Genomic DNA, 15028 nt, shown 5'->3' on the forward strand with positions numbered 1-15028 from the left:
GGGAACCAGCGTGCCGACCGCAATAGCTGTCACCAGCGCAGATCTGGTGCTACCGCCGATGGACCAGAACACGCCCACGGCGGCTCTGCTCCCGTCGCCGCAGGATCAGCCGCTGGACGCGGCGCTCTCCGCCATGACCGTGCTGCTGGAGCAGCACGGCTATGTGGTCGCCGTGTATCCGTCGTCCATTCCGCTCGCCCATGAACGGCGGCTGCACACCGTCCGGTCCGTACTGGAGAGCAATCGCATCGCGCTCCTCAAACTGGATCTCCCGCCGCTCGGAGTCGCCGTACTCGTACGGCAGTTACGACAGCTGTCGATCTGCGACTTCGGCCCCGGAGTCATCGCCTCCGCCGCGCGGCTGCTCTCCCATTACGTCTACGCGGGGGCGCTGCTCAATTCGGTGACCCGGCTGGACCGGGTGCCGGTGGGCCTGCGTTCGCACGCCAAGTCCTGGCTGCCGGGCAGCCAGTTCGGGGTGCTCGCCCATCCGGCCCCCGAGGTGATCAGGGTCGGCGCCTCCGGACGGCTGAGCGGACCGGGGTTCGCGACCCGGCTGGTCGTGGCGAAGGGGCAGCTCCAGTCGGACTGGGTCGAGCGGACGCTGCTGCCGGAGTGGCAGTCGCAGGGGCTGGAGGAGACCGCGCTGCCGGCCGGCTCGCCCGGCTGGTGGGGGACCGGCAGGCTGATCGAGTTCGCCGCCTTCCTGTCCGAGATCTCCATCCTGTATCAGCTGGTGTCCTCCGTCCGGAGAGAGGTGTGCACCTGGTGCGGCATTGAACTCATCGGCGACCGCTGCGGTTTCTGCGCCGCGCCGCTGGCGGCGGCCGAGCAGCAGGGCCGGGACGCCGAGGTCCTGAGGCATGGAACCCCGGCGTACCACGGGCCGTGAGCCGTGTACGGCAGGAGCCGGCCGCCCTGTTCTCCGTCCGGGACGGCCGCGCCCGGTCTCCCCGGCTCCGGCTCTTGGTGGCGGCGCGCGACGACGCGGGACCTCCCGGGCGCCGGGACCGGCGGGCTCCGGGCCTCGCGGGGTGGCGGACCTGGCGGTTTCCGGGCTTCGCGGGCTTCGGGGGCTTCGGGAGCGGTGGCCGGAGCGCCGGACACGGGGCGTCCCTGCTGTACCCGGCGCGGCGCGCACCCGTCCGCCGCTCGTCTGTTGGGGTCCGCCGCCGCCCCGCCGCCGGACCCTTCGGCCGACCGGCCACCTGAACGCGCTGTCGCCGGGATCCGTGGAGATCCGCGTGGCGCACACCGTCCACCGAGCCCGTGAAACCGGCCGGTCCGGCTGATCCGGACCGGCCGGCGAAGCCCGTCAGATCAGCGAAGCCGGCTGAGTCAGAGGTCGGCGAACCCGGTCACGTCAGCGAACGAGGTTGTCCAGCTCATGAATTCACGCCAACGACGCGGCGTCATCCTTCTGCTTCTCTCGGTGGTGTGCGCACTCGGCGCCTTCGCCGGCGTGATATCGGTGATCAACGACGTGAATTCAAAGGTCGGCCCCGAGGTCCGCGCCTACCGCCTCAAAGCCGATGTGGCCCCGTACACCGCACTCCGGCCGAACCAGTTCGAGAAGATCAGCATGCCTGAGCGCTGGCTCTCGAAGAGCGCCGTCACCGATGTGTCCACGGTGCACGGGAAGATCGCGGTGACCCAGCTGAAGAAGGGCTCCCTGCTCCAGAGCGACATGTTCGTCGAGCGGCCGGAACTGGAATCCGGCGAGCAGGAGATCGCCATCATGATCGACTCCGCCACCGGGGTCGCGGGCAAGATCACCCCCGGGGATCTGGTGAACATCTTCGCCACCTTCGCCGGAAAGACCGAAGGCGCCCCGGACCAGTCGCGGATCATTGTCTCCAACGCCCGGGTCATCGACGTCGGCAGGCTCACCCCGATCGACGCCCGCGACGGCGACCGACGGGACGTCCGCCGCGAGGCCGTGCCCATCACCTTCGCCCTCACCGCCGCCGACGCCCAGCGGGTCGCCCACGCCGAGTCCTTCGCCGAGACCGTGCGGCTCGCCCTTCTCGCCAAGGGCAGCCCGGCGACATTGCGCCCCGGCGACCGCACCTACACCCTCGACGAAGACAAGAACAGGTGAGGGCTGTATGACCACACGCATCCTCCCGGCCGTCGGCGAACCCGACGCGGCCCGGTCCATCACCACTCTGCTGAGCCAGCTGCCCGACGCCGAACCGGCCGCCCCGGTGGGGGACTCGACCTCACTGCTCGACCTGCTGGCCCGGCTGGCCGCCGACTCCCTCGACGAACTGCCCGAAGTCGTGCTGGTCCATGAGCGGATCGGCCCCGTCCCCGCGCTCGAACTGATCCGGGAGGTGGCGCTGCGCTTCCCCGCCGTGGGCGTGATCCTGGTGACGGTGGACGCCGGACCCGGGCTCTACTCGGCCGTCATGGACTCCGGCGCGCGCGGCCTGATCGCCCTGCCCCTGTCCTACGACGAGCTCGCCCAGCGGGTCCAGGCGGCGGCGGGCTGGTCGACGGGGGTGCGCCGCCATCTGGGCCATGGCGCGGAGGCGCCCAGCGGCCCCGGGGGCACCGTCGTCACCGTCAGCGGAGCCAAGGGCGGGGTGGGCGTCACCGTCACCGCCGTACAGCTCGCTCTCGCCGCCCAGGCGTCCGGACGCACCGTGGCCCTCGCCGATCTCGATCTCCAGGCCGGGGACGTGGCCTCCTACCTCGATGTCCAGTTCCGCCGCTCGATCGCCGATCTCGCCGGCATCCAGGACATCTCGCCCCGGGTGCTCCAGGAAGCCCTCTTCGCTCACCAGACCGGGATCGGGCTGCTGCTCGCGCCGGGCGACGGGGAGCGCGGCGAGGAGGTCGACGACCGCGCCGTACGCCAGATCGTCAGCGCGCTCCGCAACCGGCACGAGGTCGTCGTCATCGACTGCGGCACGCAGATGAACGGCGCCAACGCCGCCGCCGTCGAAATGGCTGATACCACACTGCTGGTGACGACTCCGGACGTGGTCTCCGTCCGCGGCGCCAAGCGCATGGTCCGGCTCTGGGACCGGCTCCAGATCCGTAAGGCGGAGGAGACGATCACCGTCGTCAACCGCTACAACCGCACCACCGAGATCCAGCCCCAGCTGATCGAGAAGATCACCGGCACCCGGGTCGCCAAGACGGCCGTCCCCGCCGGTTACAAGGAACTCCAGCCGGTGGTCGACGCCGGGCGGATGCAGGACCTGGAGGCGAAATCCACGGTCAAGCAGGCGCTGTGGGGGCTGGCGGGGGAGCTGGGGCTGGTCCGGGTGACGGAAGACGGGCAGAAGCAGGGCAGATTCCGTGGGGACCGGGGTTCGATCAGCGTCCGGAGGGCACGGTCGAGGTGATGACGGTGAGGGGGTACGGGGCACGATGAGGTCGCACGTACAGCCTGGCCGTACGGGGCCGGGGCGGACCGGGCGGACGCCCGGGGAGCGGGTGTCGGGCGGGTGGCCCGGGCTCCGGGTACGGCCGGTTTCGGCGCGGGTGGCGGCGTCCGGCGGGTGGCTCCGGGGCCGTATGCGGGTACCCGGCGGGCGGCTCGGGCTCCGGGTACGGCCGGTTCCGGCGGGGGTGGCGGCGTCCGGCGGGTGGCTCCGTGGCCGCATGCGGGTACCCCGGGTACGGCCGGTTCCGGCGGGGGCGGCGGCGTCCGGCGGGTGGCTTCGGGGCCGTATGCGGCCCGTTCCGGCGGGGGCGGGCGCGTCCGGCGCGCGGGTCCTCGGCCGGATGCGGGCGGTGTACCGCCTGGACGACCGAGGGCAGGCCGCCGTCGAGTTCGCGGGCACGCTGCCGGTGATCCTGGTGACCCTGGCCCTGCTCTGGCAGGCCGCGCTCATCGGCTACACCTTCTCGCTGGCGGGCAACGCGGCCGACGCGGGGGCCCGCGCGGGCGCGGTCGCGGGCGTCGCCGCGTGCGGCGCGGCGGCCCGGGAGGACCTCCCCGACGCCTGGCAGTCCGCCGACATCGACTGCCAGGACGACGGCGACCTCTTCCGGGTCTCGGTGGACCTCCCCGTGCCCATCCTCTTCCCGGGCGCGGTGAACTTCCCCTTCGAGGTCCCCGCCGACGCCGCCGCACCGATGGAGGACCCCTCATGAGACGGCCCGGACCACGGACCGCCGACCGGGGCCAGGCCGCCGTCGAGTACGCCGGTGTGATCACCCTGCTGCTCCTGGTGGCCATCGCGGCCATCCAGCTCGGACTGGTCGCCTACGCCGTCCAGCAGGCGGGCACCGCCGCCCGCGCCGGCGCCCGGGCCGCCGCGCAGAAGGACGGCGCGGGCCAGGGCCAGCCGGTCGGCCAGGCGGCGATGAGCGACTGGCTCGCCGCCGAAGCGGCCATCGAGGAGGCGGGCTGCGGCGACGAGGTCACGGTCACCGTCACCGTGCCCGTCCCCGAGCTGCTGCCCGTCTTCGGCTTCGACCCGGCCAGGCGGGCCGTCACCATGCCCTGCGACTGACCGGACCGACGGGCCGACGGGACGGCCACAGAGCCCCCGGATCACCGCAGGGGACGTACCACAGCACGATCTGAAAGACCGCGCGACACCTGGGAGATGAAGCACATGAGCCTGCGGGCCCGCATCGGCAGCCCCGAGCCGGTCAACGGCCACGGCGAGGAGAACCGCCTGGTCATGGTCTACCGCGCCAAGCTGCTGGAGGAGATCGACCTCGCGGAGATGTCCTCCCTCGCCGCCGCCGAGCGGCGGGCCCGGCTGGAGCGGGTCCTCGGCCACATCATCAGCCGCGAGGGCCCGGTGCTCTCCACCGTCGAGCGCTCCCAGCTCATCCGCCGGGTCGTCGACGAGGCGCTCGGCCTCGGCATCCTGGAGCCCCTGCTCGAAGACGCCTCCATCAGCGAGATCATGGTCAACGGCCCCGAGCAGGTCTATGTCGAGCGCGGCGGACGGCTGGAGATGCTTCCACTCCGCTTCTCCTCCGCCGATCAGCTGATGCAGACCATCGAACGTATCGTCTCCACCGTCAACCGCCGGGTGGACGAGGCGAATCCGATGGTCGACGCCCGCCTCCCCTCCGGAGAGCGGGTCAACGTCATCATCCCGCCGCTCTCCCTCAGCGGGCCCATCCTCACCATCCGCCGCTTCCCGCGCGCCTTCACCCTCCAGGAGATGATCGCCCTGGGGTCCCTGGACGAGCAGATGATGCTGCTGCTCGCCGCGCTGGTCCGGGCCAAGTTCAATGTGATCGTCTCCGGCGCCACCGGCACCGGCAAGACCACCCTGCTCAACTCCCTCTCCGGGCTGATCCCGGAGGGCGAGCGCATCGTCACCATCGAGGACTCCGCCGAGCTCCAGCTCCAGCAGCCACATGTGATCACCCTGGAGAGCCGCCCGCCGAATGTGGAGGGCAAGGGCCGGGTCACCATCCGCGATCTCGTACGGAACTCCCTGCGCATGCGCCCCGACCGCATCATCGTCGGCGAGGTACGCGGCGGCGAGACGCTCGACATGCTCCAGGCGATGTCCACCGGCCACGACGGCTCGCTCGCCACCGTCCACGCCAACAGCGCCGAAGACGCCCTGATGCGGCTCCAGACCCTCGCCTCGATGTCCGAGGTCGAGATCCCCTTCATGGCGATCAAGGACCAGATCAACAGCGCCGTCGACGTCATCGTCCAGCTCACCCGGCACGCCGACGGCTCCCGCCGGGTCACGGAGATCGCGGTGGTCGACTCCCATGGCCGGGAGGAGTACCGCCTCGTCTCCGTCTGCCGCTTCCACGCCCAGCCCATGGCCGCCGATGGACGCGTCCACGGCGTGTTCGGGTACTACCCGGTGCCCCGGCGGATCGCCGAGCGCCTCTATCTGAAGAACGAGCCGCTGCCTCCGGCCTTCGGCATCGCCGAATCCGACGATCAGCTCGCCGTACGGAGAACGGTCCTCTAGGCATGCCCACTCCACCGGATCACCCCGAGACCCGGGTGCCGGCGCCGGCGGCAGACCGCCCCGACCGCTCCATCCGCCCCCACCGTTCCGACCGCCCTATCCGCTCCGACCGCTCCGACCGCCCCGACCGCCCCGACCGTTCCGAAGCCCAGCGAAGAGGTCCCCGCCCGACATGGACAATCTCCCGCTTCTGACCGCCGGAGTCGCACTGCTCGCCGGTGTGCTCGGCGTCATCGGCGTGCACATCTACTCCTCGGGCAGGGCACAGCATCAGGCCCTGGTCGAGCGGATGACGCAGACCGGACAGCTGCCGGCCCTCGCCGGCCGCCGCCGGCGTTTCGCCCGGATCGACAGAAGGCTGCGCGCGACCCGGCTCGGCCGGCGCATCGAACGCAGGATCGCCGTCACCGGCCTCGATCTGACCCCCGGCGAATACGCCGTCTACGTCGTCGTGGTGCTGCTCGCCGCCTACTTCACCGTCGGCGCGGTCTTCGCCCCCTTCTTCGGCGTGGTCGCGGCCGTCCTCTGCCTCTGGGGCGCGCACGCCTTCCTCGAATGGCAGCGCGTCAAACGCACCGAGGCGTTCATCAACCAGCTCCCCGAGTTCACCCGGGTCCTCGCCAACGCCACCCAGGCGGGTCTGGCGCTGCGCACCGCGCTCGCCATGGCGGCCGAGGAGCTCGACGACCCGGCGGGGCACGAGCTGGGCATCGTCGCCGACCAGCTCGCCGTGGGCCAGTCCCTCGACGACGCGCTCGGCGAACTCGCCGACCGGCTGCCCTCACGCGAACTCATCGTCCTCGTCACCACGCTCATCCTCGCCAACCGGGCCGGCGGCCAGGTCGTCACCTCGCTGCGCAACCTCACCCAGTCCCTGGAAGAACGCAAGGAGACCCGCCGGGAGGTCACCACCACGCTCTCCCAGATCAAGGTCACCGCCCTGGCCGTGCCCCTGCTCGGCCTCGGCTTTCTGCTGATGATCAACGCCATGACCCCCGGCGCACTGGACAAGATGACCGGATCGGTGGTGGGACAGGCCGCCACACTCATCGCCTTCGGGCTGTACGGACTCGGCGCGTTCCTCATCCGCCGGGTCTCGCGGATCCAGGTCTGAGAGAGGAGGACACCATGGGACTGCTGCTCGCCGCGCTGCTCGCCGTATCCGTGTACGGCGTCTTCCACGGCATCCGCATGTACCGCGCCGACGCCAAGCTCCCCGGCGATCTCGCGCTCGCGCTGGAAGTGGGAGCCACCCGTACGACGGCGGTCGGCTCCGGCATCGACCGGCTCGGGATGCGGTACGCCCCCGCCGTGCTGCGCACCATGGGGCCCAAACGGGTCGACGCCCTCCGCCGCAGGCTCGACATGGCCGGCAACCCCGGCGGGATGACGGTGGACCGCTATGCCGCGCGGCGGGCCGTCTACACCTTCCTCGGGGTGGTGGCGGCGCTGTCGATGCTGCTCCGCGGACAGTTCGCGCTCGCCGCGTTTCTGCTGGTCTTCGGGGTCTTCTGGACCGATGTCATCATCCGGGCGGCCATCCGCAGACGGCGCGCGGACATCGAACGCACCCTGCCCGACTTCCTCGACGTCCTCGCCGTGGTCGTCTCCGCCGGACTGGGCTTCCGGCAGGCCCTCGAACGGGTCGCGGAGAAGTACGAAGGCCCCTGGTCCGATGAACTGCGGATCACCCTGCGCCAGATGGACATGGGGGTCAGCCGCCGGGACGCCTTCGACCAGCTGCGCGCGCGGAACGACTCCGACCAGGTGTCGATGTTCGTCACCGCGCTCCAGCAGGGCGAGGAGCTCGGCGCGCCGATCGTCGACACCCTCATACAGATCGCCACCGACATGCGGCGCACCGACGCGCAGAACGCCCGGCGGGACGCGGCCCGCGCGGTGCCCAAATCCACTCTCGTGGTCACGTTGATCATGCTTCCGGCGACGATGATCCTGATCGTCATGAGCTTCTACTACGGCTCCGGGGTCGATCTGGGGGAGGTGCTGGGAGGCTGAATCCGGGCGGTCCCCGCAGCCCCCGACCGGCCGCCCCCGCCGACTGTTCCCTTCGACGACGACCCACGCCCGCCGATGAGCGGTGAACGGGAGGTGACCCCCCTATGACCCCGGACCCGATGACCCCGGACCTGAACCCGGACCCGGCCCACCACCGGACGCCCTCGCTCCCCATCCAGGTCAACGCCCTTCAGGCGCTCTGCCGCCAGGTCTTCGGCTTCCGGCTGGCGATGATCGCCCTCGCGGTCCCCTTCGCCCTCGCCGGCACCGCGCCGGGCCCCGCCCGCTGGCTGGTCGGCGCCGCGGTCCTGATCACCTTCATGACCTCGTACGCCCTGCTCCGTGACTGGGAGCGATTCGGTCCCGTACTGCTGCGGCACCCCTGGCTGCTCGGCGTCGACATGGCCTTCGGCGCACTGCTGCTGATCACGGCGTCGCCCGACTCCACGCTCGCGTACGTCACCATCTGCACCCCGCTGCTCGCCGGGCTGATCTCGGGCCGGCGCGGAGCCGCGGTGTCCGCCGTGCTCCAGTCGCTGATCGTCGCCGGTGCGTACGCGGTCAACGACCAGGCCGACGCCCGGTTCACCGCGCTGCTGCTCCCCGGGCTGTGCGCGCTCGCCGGGGCGCTGGGCAGCACCCTGCGCCGGCTGATGCTGGGCTTCGGCGCCGCCGGTCAGGCGCTCTCCGAGGCCCGCGCCCGGCTCGCGGTCGGCGGCGCGGTGGAGCAGGAGCGGGCGCGGCTCGCCCGCGAGATGCACGACTCGGTGGCCAAGACCCTGCACGGGCTGGCGCTGGCCGCCGATGGACTGGCCTACACCGCGGACCGGATGGATCCGCTCACGGTCAGACGCCAGGCCGAACTGGTGGCGCGCGCGGCCCGCCGGGCCGCCGCCGAGTCCCGGGAGCTCCTCTCCGATCTGCGCAGGGAGTCCGGGCTCGACGGAGGGATCGATGTGCTGGGCGAACTCGCGGCCCGTACGGAGGACTTCGCCCGCCGCGGCCGGGTACGGGCCGTCTTCCGCCGGATCGGCGCGGAGGCCGCGCCCCCGGTCGCGCCGGCCGTCGCCCGTCAGCTGCTGACCATCGCGTCGGAGGCGATGGAGAACGCCCACCGCCATGGCCGGCCCGGCCGGGTGGAGGTCTCGGCCGGGGTGAGCGGCGATGTGCTGCGGATCAGCGTGTACGACGACGGTGTGGGCCTGCCGCCGGGCACCACGCTCGACGGGCTCCGCAGATCGGGGCACTTCGGCCTGGTGGGCATGGTCGAGCGGGCCGCCTCGATCGGGGCGCGTATCAGGATCGGCAGGGGAGGGGCGGCGAGGGGTACGGAGGTACGGCTGGAGCTGCCGCTCGCGGCGCTATGGCCACCGGAGCGGCTGGAGGTGCTGGACCCGCCGGACCCTCCAAAGCCGCCGGACCTTCCAGACCCGCCGGACCTTCCAGACCCGCCGGACCCGCCGGACCCGTCCGCCGTGCGCGAGCGGGTCCGTCGTCCCGCCCGGCCCCCTCTCCCCGCCCCTCTCCCTGCCCCGCCGCCCCGGTCCGTCCCGCCCGACTCCGGTGCGCCGCGCCGGTCCCCCGGTCCCGCGGCGGACCGCCGTCAGTCGCCGCTGCTCACATGAGAACCCCCGTCCCCGCTTTTCGAGAGGAGGCTGCGGCCATGCCGGACGGCCACCACCCCCTTGGCCCGGAACCGCCCCCGACCGCTCAGCCGCTGCGGGTCGTCGTCGCCGACGACAACCCGGTGGTACGGGCCGGTCTGACCGCACTGCTGCAGGGCCGCCCCGATCTCGACGTCGTCGCGGAGGCCGTCGACGGACGCCAGGCGTACGAGGCGGTGTTACGGCACCGCCCGGATGTGGTGCTGCTGGATGTGCGGATGCCGGAGGTCGACGGCATCTCGGCGCTGCCCCGGCTGGTCCGGCTCGCCCCGGTGCTGATGACGACCTACAGCCGGGAGAGCGAGGTCGTCCATGAGGCGCTGCGGCTCGGCGCGGGCGGCTATCTCGTCCACGGCGAGTTCACCGCCGAACAACTGGTCTCGGCGGTCCACGACATCAGGGCGGGGCGGCCCGCCTTCTCGCACTCGGCCGCCGCCGCGCTGTCGGCGGGGGTGCTCGGGGGCCCGGCCGCGCGCCCGCCCGTCCGCCCCGCCGGATCGCCGCCGGAGGCTCCCGGTGCCGTGTCCGATGCCCCGGGATATCCCCTTGCTTCACAGAACGAAATATCCCCGGCGGACCGCACCGGCTGGAGAGCGGTCTCCCAAGCCCGCCCGACCAGCCAATCCATGCATGACGCACACGCTGGTGCCGAGTTCCGTGAATTTGCTCAACAGCCTTCGCTTACGGAAGCGAATGTGGGACATTCGTCGGTGCGGCCGGGTGCGGCCGCAGGGCCTCGGGGAGTGATCACCGAACTGAGCCGGCGGGAGGCGGAGGTGATGGAGCTGATCGCGTCCGGACTGACCAATCAGCAGATCGCCGCCTCCTGCTTCATCAGCCTCAAGACGGTCAAGAACCACATCAACCGCATCTTCGCCAAGTTGAACGCGGCCAGCAGAGGCGAGGCCATCGCCATCTGGCACGGTCTCGCGCGACGGGGGGCCGGACCGGTATGACCGAGCATCAGCAGCTCTCCCCGGCCGCCCCCGACAGCGGCACGGCCGCCGGATCACGCCCCCCGGCGATTCGTCGGCCAACGGACCAATTCCATGACGGGTACCGGAGTTGGGTCCTGGGGCCCATTCCCGAGAACGTTCTCCCGGCGTACATTTCTCACGCTGCCATCCGGACCGGCCGACAGGAGGCGGGTACGGCAGGCGGCGTCATGGACTCGTACCAGCCGGGCGGTGACCGCACCACCGGCGCCGGAGGGAAAGCCAATGTCGAACGTGACGCTGAAGGCCGTGGTCAGGACCCGTCTGTATGTGGCGGCACGGATGGCCGCCGCCGCCGACGCGATGAAGAACCGCCGCGACGCGGGGCAGGACTCGGTCGAGTACGTGGGCGTGATCGTTCTGGTGGCCGCGATCATCGCGGCCCTGGTGGGCTCCGGCGTGGCCGAGGACATCGCCAACGGACTGAGGACCCAGGTCAGCAACATCGTGGGTGGCGGCGGTGGCGGCGGTGGCGGCGAGTAGGCGCGCGCACCTCCCGCGGCGGCGGTGAGGCAGGGCAGGCGGCGCCCCTCTATATCGCGATGGTGGCGGGCCTGCTCTTTCTCGCGCTCGCGTTCTTCGCGGTCGGCCAGGCCGGGGCCAGCCGTAACGGCACGCAGTCCGGCGCGGACGCGGCGGCCCTCGCCGCGGCGCCAGGAGTCCCGTGACCTCCTGGGGGAGGAGCTGACCGAGGACACCGTCTTCGACCCCGGCTTTCTCGACGACTTCCTGGGCGGCGGCGCGCAGGACACCACTGGCGCCGGCTGCGACGCGGCGGCCCGGTTCGCCGAGGCGAATGGAACCACGGTGGTCGCGGGGACCTGTCATCCGCTGACCGACGGCCGCTGGGGCTACACCCTCCGCGTCCTGTCGCAGGAGCCGGTGGGCGACACCATCCTGCCCGGCACCGAGAGCGAGTACGCGGAGGCCACCGCCACCGCCGTCGTGGAACCCCGGTGCTCGTTCGAGCCCTCCGACGAGCCGCTCCCGCCCGGGGACGACGGGGATCAGGACGACGCCCCCGGCCCGTCGGACCCTGACGACGATCCCGGCCCGCCGGACCCCGAGGAGCCGGCCATCGGGGGCGCCCTCCGCTGCGACGGCGACGAGACCATCACCATCGATCCGGCGCGGCCGGACGATCTCCCGGACATGTCCGACCTCTTCACCGTCCGGCTGGACGGGGACTGACCGCCACTGAACGCCACTGAACGCAAAGGAACAGCACTGATGAGAATTCGGCATGGAGCCAAGGGCCACCGGGCGGCGACCGCTGTCCTTGTGGCGGCGGCGCTGTCGCTCTCCCTGACGGCGTGCGGCGGCGGTGACGACGGCTCGGACCGGAAGAACACCGGTGCCGAGTCGACCCAGTCGGGGCCGGAGCAGCCGAAGCAGCCGTCCGCCGCCGAGGGCGCCGAGGGTGCCGAAGAGCCCGGCGCCGGTGCCACCCTTGCCGTGATCAAAGGCGCCAATGGATTCGAGTTCACCATCAGCGCCGCCGAGCGGGACGAGGGCGGCTTTCTGACGCTTTCCGGGACGGTCAAGAACATCAGCAGCGGGCGCAAGATCCCGCCGGTCCAGTGGAACGGGCAGGAGAACCAGGTCAAGCGGACCGGCCCGTCACTCGGTGGCGTCACCCTGATCGACAAGGCCGGCAAGAAGCGTTACTACGTACTGCGCGACACCGAGGGCTACCCGCTGACCACCACCGGTCTCGGGGCCTTCGAGGCCGGTGCGAGCGTCGACTTCTTCGCCCAGTTCCCCGCGCCCCCCGAGGAGACGGAGGCGTTGGACCTCCAGATCCCGCTGATGCCCAGCGCCACGATTGAGATCGGCTGATGGGCGGGATCGCGCGACGGCGTACGACCGCACGGCGACCGGCCGCCGTCTCCCTCGCCGTGGCGGTGCTGCTCACCGGATTCCCGCTGTACGCCGCGTCGGCGGCGCCCGGAGCGGCGCCCGCCGCACCGGGGACCGCGCCCGGGGCCGCCACCGAGGACGACCCGAACCTGCCCCCGGGCAGTCAGACGGCCTACACGCCCCCGGAGATCGACGGCGACGACCCGGGGCTGCGGATGCGGGACGGCGCCACCCTCGCGCAGTCCCGGGTGCTGGACATCGTCTCCATCGTCGAGACGGAGGGCGGGGAGGAGCGCCGCGAGGAGACCCCCACCTCGCTCAAGTTCGCGCTCCAGGCGGAGGTCCTCTTCGGCAAGGACAGCGCCAGGCTGACCCCCCAGGCGAACAGCCGTATCGCGGCGATCGTCACGGAGATCGGGAAGAACCGCCCGCGCACGGTCCGCGTCTTCGGCTTCACGGACAATCTCGGCACCTACCCGCACGGCCGGACGCTCTCCAAGAAGCGCGCCGTCGCCGTCCACGGCGTACTCAGCGGCGAGCTGAACGACCCCGGAGTCTCCTATGAGGTCCGTGGCTACAGCGAGGACTATCCGATCGCCGACAACGCCACCGAGGAAGGCCGGCGCAAGAACCGCCGGGTCGAGGTCTCCTTCCCCACGGGTTCGGCCGGCTGAGCGGGCGCCGGCGTCCGGTCCGTACCGCGCCTCCGGTGTGCGGCCGGGGCGCCGCGGGCACTGTCGTACCCATGTGACGCCGGTGATACGTCATGTGACCGGCCCGCAGTACGCTGCGGGCCGACTGTCGAACGAGTGGGCCGAGGAGCGCGCGGATGAGGCGGGGCAGGACGGCGACGGCCATCGGGTCGGCGGCCGGCGGATCGACGGCGGGGGTGAGGGCGCTCGGGGCGGGGATCGGCCTCTGCATATCCTGCGCCCTCGCCCAGGCGCCCGCGCCCGCCGGGGCGACGAGCCGGCTCGCCGCCTATCAGACGGACCCCGGCGCCAAGACCGTGCGGGGCAGTTCCTCGGCCGGGGTCGCCGGACCCCGGCTGACACCGGGGACCTACCTCGACACCATCTCCGCCGGGGAACGCAAGTTCTACCGTGTCGAGCTCGACGCCACGGCCAATGCCTATGTCTCCGCGGTGCTCGCCCCACCGGCCGGCGGCGAGGTCGGCGCGACGGACGGCATACGCGTCAGTCTGCGCTCACCGGACGGCGCGGAGTGCAGCGACAGCAACGACATCACCTTCGGCGGCACCACGCCCCTGCCGACCGCCGACTACTCCACCCGCCGTATCGGAACGGGCCGGGAGTGCCAGGAGGCGGGGGAGTACCTCTACTCCGTCGAGTGGATCGGCCCCGGCGGCGGTTCCGGTGGCGGCTCCGGTGCCGAAGACTGGACCGTCGAGCTGAAGTACATGACCGAGCCCGGTCTCAGAAGCGGGACGGCGGAGCCCACGGCACCGGCCTCCTGGCACGCGCACAGCCCGGACGATGTCACCGGGGACCCTCGGCGCGTCACCGGCGGATCGGGGTTCAACGACGCCGGCACGATCGGGCACGGGGTCTGGCAGGACACGCTCCACCCCGGAGAGACACGGTTCTACCGGGTTCCGCTGGACTGGGGGCAACGGCTCTTCCTCGACGCGGAGTTCGGCGGGCCCACCGCCCCGAAGCCGTCCGCGGTGCGCGACGGATTACGCGTGACGGCCTTCAACACCGCCCGCGGCTTCGTCCGGGACTCCGTGACCCCCTACCGGGGCAGACCGGCCAAGGTCTCCTTCAACACCGTTCGCGCCGCGTTCGCCAACCGGACCTCGGACCAGGACGGCACCAGCGCGATGCGCTTCTCCGGCTGGTACTACGTCCGGGTCACCCTTGACCGGCAGGTCTCCCGGGCCCTTCCGGTGACCCTGCGGGCGGAGATCGAAGGGGAGCCCGGGAAACCGCCCGCGTACGACGGAGATCCGCTCGCCGAGGGCTTCGGCGTCACCGAGGAGGACCGGGAGGCCGCGCTGCCGGGCCGGGCCGATGACGACGACGCCCGGGAGACGCTGCTCACGGCCGTCGGCTACACCGGGATCGGACTGGGGTCGCTCCTGCTGCTCGGCCTGCTCGGCTGGACCGCACGGGCACGTCTGGGCAGAGGCCGCCGCCGGGGGAGACACGCCTCCCCCGCCCCGACCCGGGAGTCCCGCGCACACTGAGCGGTCCGGGGGCCGCGCCTTGCCGGGGGCTTCGGGGTGCTTCGGGCTGGGGTGCGGGGTCCGCTCCGGGGGCCTGGGCGGGGGTGCTTCGGGCTGGGGTCCGGGGTCCGCTCCGGGTGCGGGTGCTTCGGGTGGGTGTGGTGTGCTGGGGTCCGGGGTCCGCTCCGGGGTGGTGCCGGGACTCATGATTTACGGCGCGTTTCCAGTCCCTGTTTGATGACGGGCCTCCTTCGCGCCACAAATCATGTTTTACGTCCCGGCACCACCCCTGCGCGGCCCCCTCCCCTGAGACCTCAACCCGCCCGCCCGCCGATCCCGGCAGAACCAGCCCGTCCGGCGTTTGAGGACGGACCCCGCACCCCGGGA

At 72.1% G+C, this 15028-nt stretch carries 16 protein-coding genes; all 16 read left to right on the plus strand.

Annotated elements, in window-relative coordinates; translation table 11 throughout:
- Positions 1 to 58 precede the first annotated feature (58 nt).
- The 16 genes from FF041_RS30825 to FF041_RS30895 all read left to right on the plus strand — a co-directional run bounded on the left by FF041_RS30825 (position 59) and on the right by FF041_RS30895 (position 14662).
- The gene (locus tag FF041_RS30825) at positions 59 to 892 is read left to right on the plus strand and encodes a hypothetical protein (protein ID WP_153526020.1); all 834 of its coding nucleotides are present in this window, start codon (positions 59 to 61) and stop codon (positions 890 to 892) included.
- Positions 893 to 1387: 495 nt separating this feature from the next.
- Complete coding sequence (gene cpaB, locus FF041_RS30830) at positions 1388 to 2101, plus strand: Flp pilus assembly protein CpaB (RefSeq protein ID WP_153481791.1); 714 nt, start codon at positions 1388 to 1390, stop codon at positions 2099 to 2101.
- Positions 2102 to 2108: 7 nt separating this feature from the next.
- Complete coding sequence (locus tag FF041_RS30835) at positions 2109 to 3356, plus strand: AAA family ATPase (RefSeq protein ID WP_153525845.1); 1248 nt, start codon at positions 2109 to 2111, stop codon at positions 3354 to 3356.
- A gap of 328 nt (positions 3357 to 3684) precedes the next feature.
- A complete protein-coding gene (locus tag FF041_RS30840) occupies positions 3685 to 4110 on the plus strand; it encodes a TadE/TadG family type IV pilus assembly protein (protein WP_228388751.1) in 426 nt (141 codons plus the stop codon).
- Positions 4107 to 4472, plus strand: a complete 366-nt coding sequence (locus FF041_RS30845; RefSeq protein ID WP_153525846.1) for a TadE family protein — start codon at positions 4107 to 4109, stop codon at positions 4470 to 4472. Before FF041_RS30840 ends, FF041_RS30845 begins: the two co-directional genes overlap by 4 nt.
- Before the next feature lie 105 nt (positions 4473 to 4577).
- Complete coding sequence (locus FF041_RS30850; protein WP_153526022.1) at positions 4578 to 5918, plus strand: CpaF family protein; 1341 nt, start codon at positions 4578 to 4580, stop codon at positions 5916 to 5918.
- Positions 5919 to 6090: 172 nt separating this feature from the next.
- Complete coding sequence (locus tag FF041_RS30855; RefSeq protein WP_153525847.1) at positions 6091 to 7032, plus strand: type II secretion system F family protein; 942 nt, start codon at positions 6091 to 6093, stop codon at positions 7030 to 7032.
- A gap of 14 nt (positions 7033 to 7046) precedes the next feature.
- Positions 7047 to 7934: a DUF5936 domain-containing protein gene (locus FF041_RS30860; protein WP_153484865.1), complete on the plus strand. Its 888-nt coding sequence runs from the start codon at positions 7047 to 7049 to the stop codon at positions 7932 to 7934.
- Between the two features lie 104 nt (positions 7935 to 8038).
- A complete protein-coding gene (locus FF041_RS30865) occupies positions 8039 to 9559 on the plus strand; it encodes a sensor histidine kinase (protein WP_228388752.1) in 1521 nt (506 codons plus the stop codon).
- 38 nt (positions 9560 to 9597) lie between these two features.
- On the plus strand, positions 9598 to 10554 hold the full coding sequence (locus FF041_RS30870; RefSeq protein ID WP_228388753.1) for a response regulator transcription factor: 957 nt from the start codon (positions 9598 to 9600) through the stop codon (positions 10552 to 10554).
- A gap of 264 nt (positions 10555 to 10818) precedes the next feature.
- Positions 10819 to 11076, plus strand: coding sequence for a hypothetical protein (locus FF041_RS30875; protein WP_153525849.1), 258 nt, complete (start codon positions 10819 to 10821; stop codon positions 11074 to 11076).
- Positions 11077 to 11135: 59 nt separating this feature from the next.
- Positions 11136 to 11261 (plus strand): pilus assembly protein TadG-related protein, encoded by a 126-nt coding sequence (locus FF041_RS40445; RefSeq protein WP_194292244.1) that lies wholly within the window; start codon positions 11136 to 11138, stop codon positions 11259 to 11261.
- Between the two features lie 139 nt (positions 11262 to 11400).
- Positions 11401 to 11784 carry a hypothetical protein gene (locus FF041_RS40450; RefSeq protein WP_194292245.1) on the plus strand — a complete coding sequence of 128 codons (384 nt, stop codon included), beginning with the start codon at positions 11401 to 11403 and terminating at the stop codon, positions 11782 to 11784.
- 39 nt (positions 11785 to 11823) lie between these two features.
- Positions 11824 to 12432, plus strand: coding sequence for a hypothetical protein (locus FF041_RS30885; RefSeq protein ID WP_153525850.1), 609 nt, complete (start codon positions 11824 to 11826; stop codon positions 12430 to 12432).
- Positions 12432 to 13127, plus strand: a complete 696-nt coding sequence (locus FF041_RS30890) for an OmpA family protein (protein WP_153525851.1) — start codon at positions 12432 to 12434, stop codon at positions 13125 to 13127. Before FF041_RS30885 ends, FF041_RS30890 begins: the two co-directional genes overlap by 1 nt.
- 155 nt (positions 13128 to 13282) lie before the next feature.
- Complete coding sequence (locus FF041_RS30895; protein ID WP_153525852.1) at positions 13283 to 14662, plus strand: hypothetical protein; 1380 nt, start codon at positions 13283 to 13285, stop codon at positions 14660 to 14662.
- The last annotated feature ends 366 nt before the right edge of the window (positions 14663 to 15028 follow it).

It is taken from the genome of Streptomyces jumonjinensis (assembly GCF_009600885.1).
Lineage (GTDB): Bacteria > Actinomycetota > Actinomycetes > Streptomycetales > Streptomycetaceae > Streptomyces > Streptomyces jumonjinensis.

Bases quoted from the DNA above. Each gene is read 5' to 3' on its own strand.
- FF041_RS30825 (WP_153526020.1), top strand. From the start codon at position 59: ATGGACCAGAACACGCCCACGGCGGCTCTGCTCCCGTCGCCGCAGGAT.
- cpaB (WP_153481791.1), top strand. From the start codon at position 1,388: ATGAATTCACGCCAACGACGCGGCGTCATCCTTCTGCTTCTCTCGGTG.
- FF041_RS30835 (WP_153525845.1), top strand. From the start codon at position 2,109: ATGACCACACGCATCCTCCCGGCCGTCGGCGAACCCGACGCGGCCCGG.
- FF041_RS30840 (WP_228388751.1), top strand. From the start codon at position 3,685: ATGCGGCCCGTTCCGGCGGGGGCGGGCGCGTCCGGCGCGCGGGTCCTC.
- FF041_RS30845 (WP_153525846.1), top strand. From the start codon at position 4,107: ATGAGACGGCCCGGACCACGGACCGCCGACCGGGGCCAGGCCGCCGTC.
- FF041_RS30850 (WP_153526022.1), top strand. From the start codon at position 4,578: ATGAGCCTGCGGGCCCGCATCGGCAGCCCCGAGCCGGTCAACGGCCAC.
- FF041_RS30855 (WP_153525847.1), top strand. From the start codon at position 6,091: ATGGACAATCTCCCGCTTCTGACCGCCGGAGTCGCACTGCTCGCCGGT.
- FF041_RS30860 (WP_153484865.1), top strand. From the start codon at position 7,047: ATGGGACTGCTGCTCGCCGCGCTGCTCGCCGTATCCGTGTACGGCGTC.
- FF041_RS30865 (WP_228388752.1), top strand. From the start codon at position 8,039: ATGACCCCGGACCCGATGACCCCGGACCTGAACCCGGACCCGGCCCAC.
- FF041_RS30870 (WP_228388753.1), top strand. From the start codon at position 9,598: ATGCCGGACGGCCACCACCCCCTTGGCCCGGAACCGCCCCCGACCGCT.
- FF041_RS30875 (WP_153525849.1), top strand. From the start codon at position 10,819: ATGTCGAACGTGACGCTGAAGGCCGTGGTCAGGACCCGTCTGTATGTG.
- FF041_RS40445 (WP_194292244.1), top strand. From the start codon at position 11,136: ATGGTGGCGGGCCTGCTCTTTCTCGCGCTCGCGTTCTTCGCGGTCGGC.
- FF041_RS30885 (WP_153525850.1), top strand. From the start codon at position 11,824: ATGAGAATTCGGCATGGAGCCAAGGGCCACCGGGCGGCGACCGCTGTC.
- FF041_RS30890 (WP_153525851.1), top strand. From the start codon at position 12,432: ATGGGCGGGATCGCGCGACGGCGTACGACCGCACGGCGACCGGCCGCC.
- FF041_RS30895 (WP_153525852.1), top strand. From the start codon at position 13,283: ATGAGGCGGGGCAGGACGGCGACGGCCATCGGGTCGGCGGCCGGCGGA.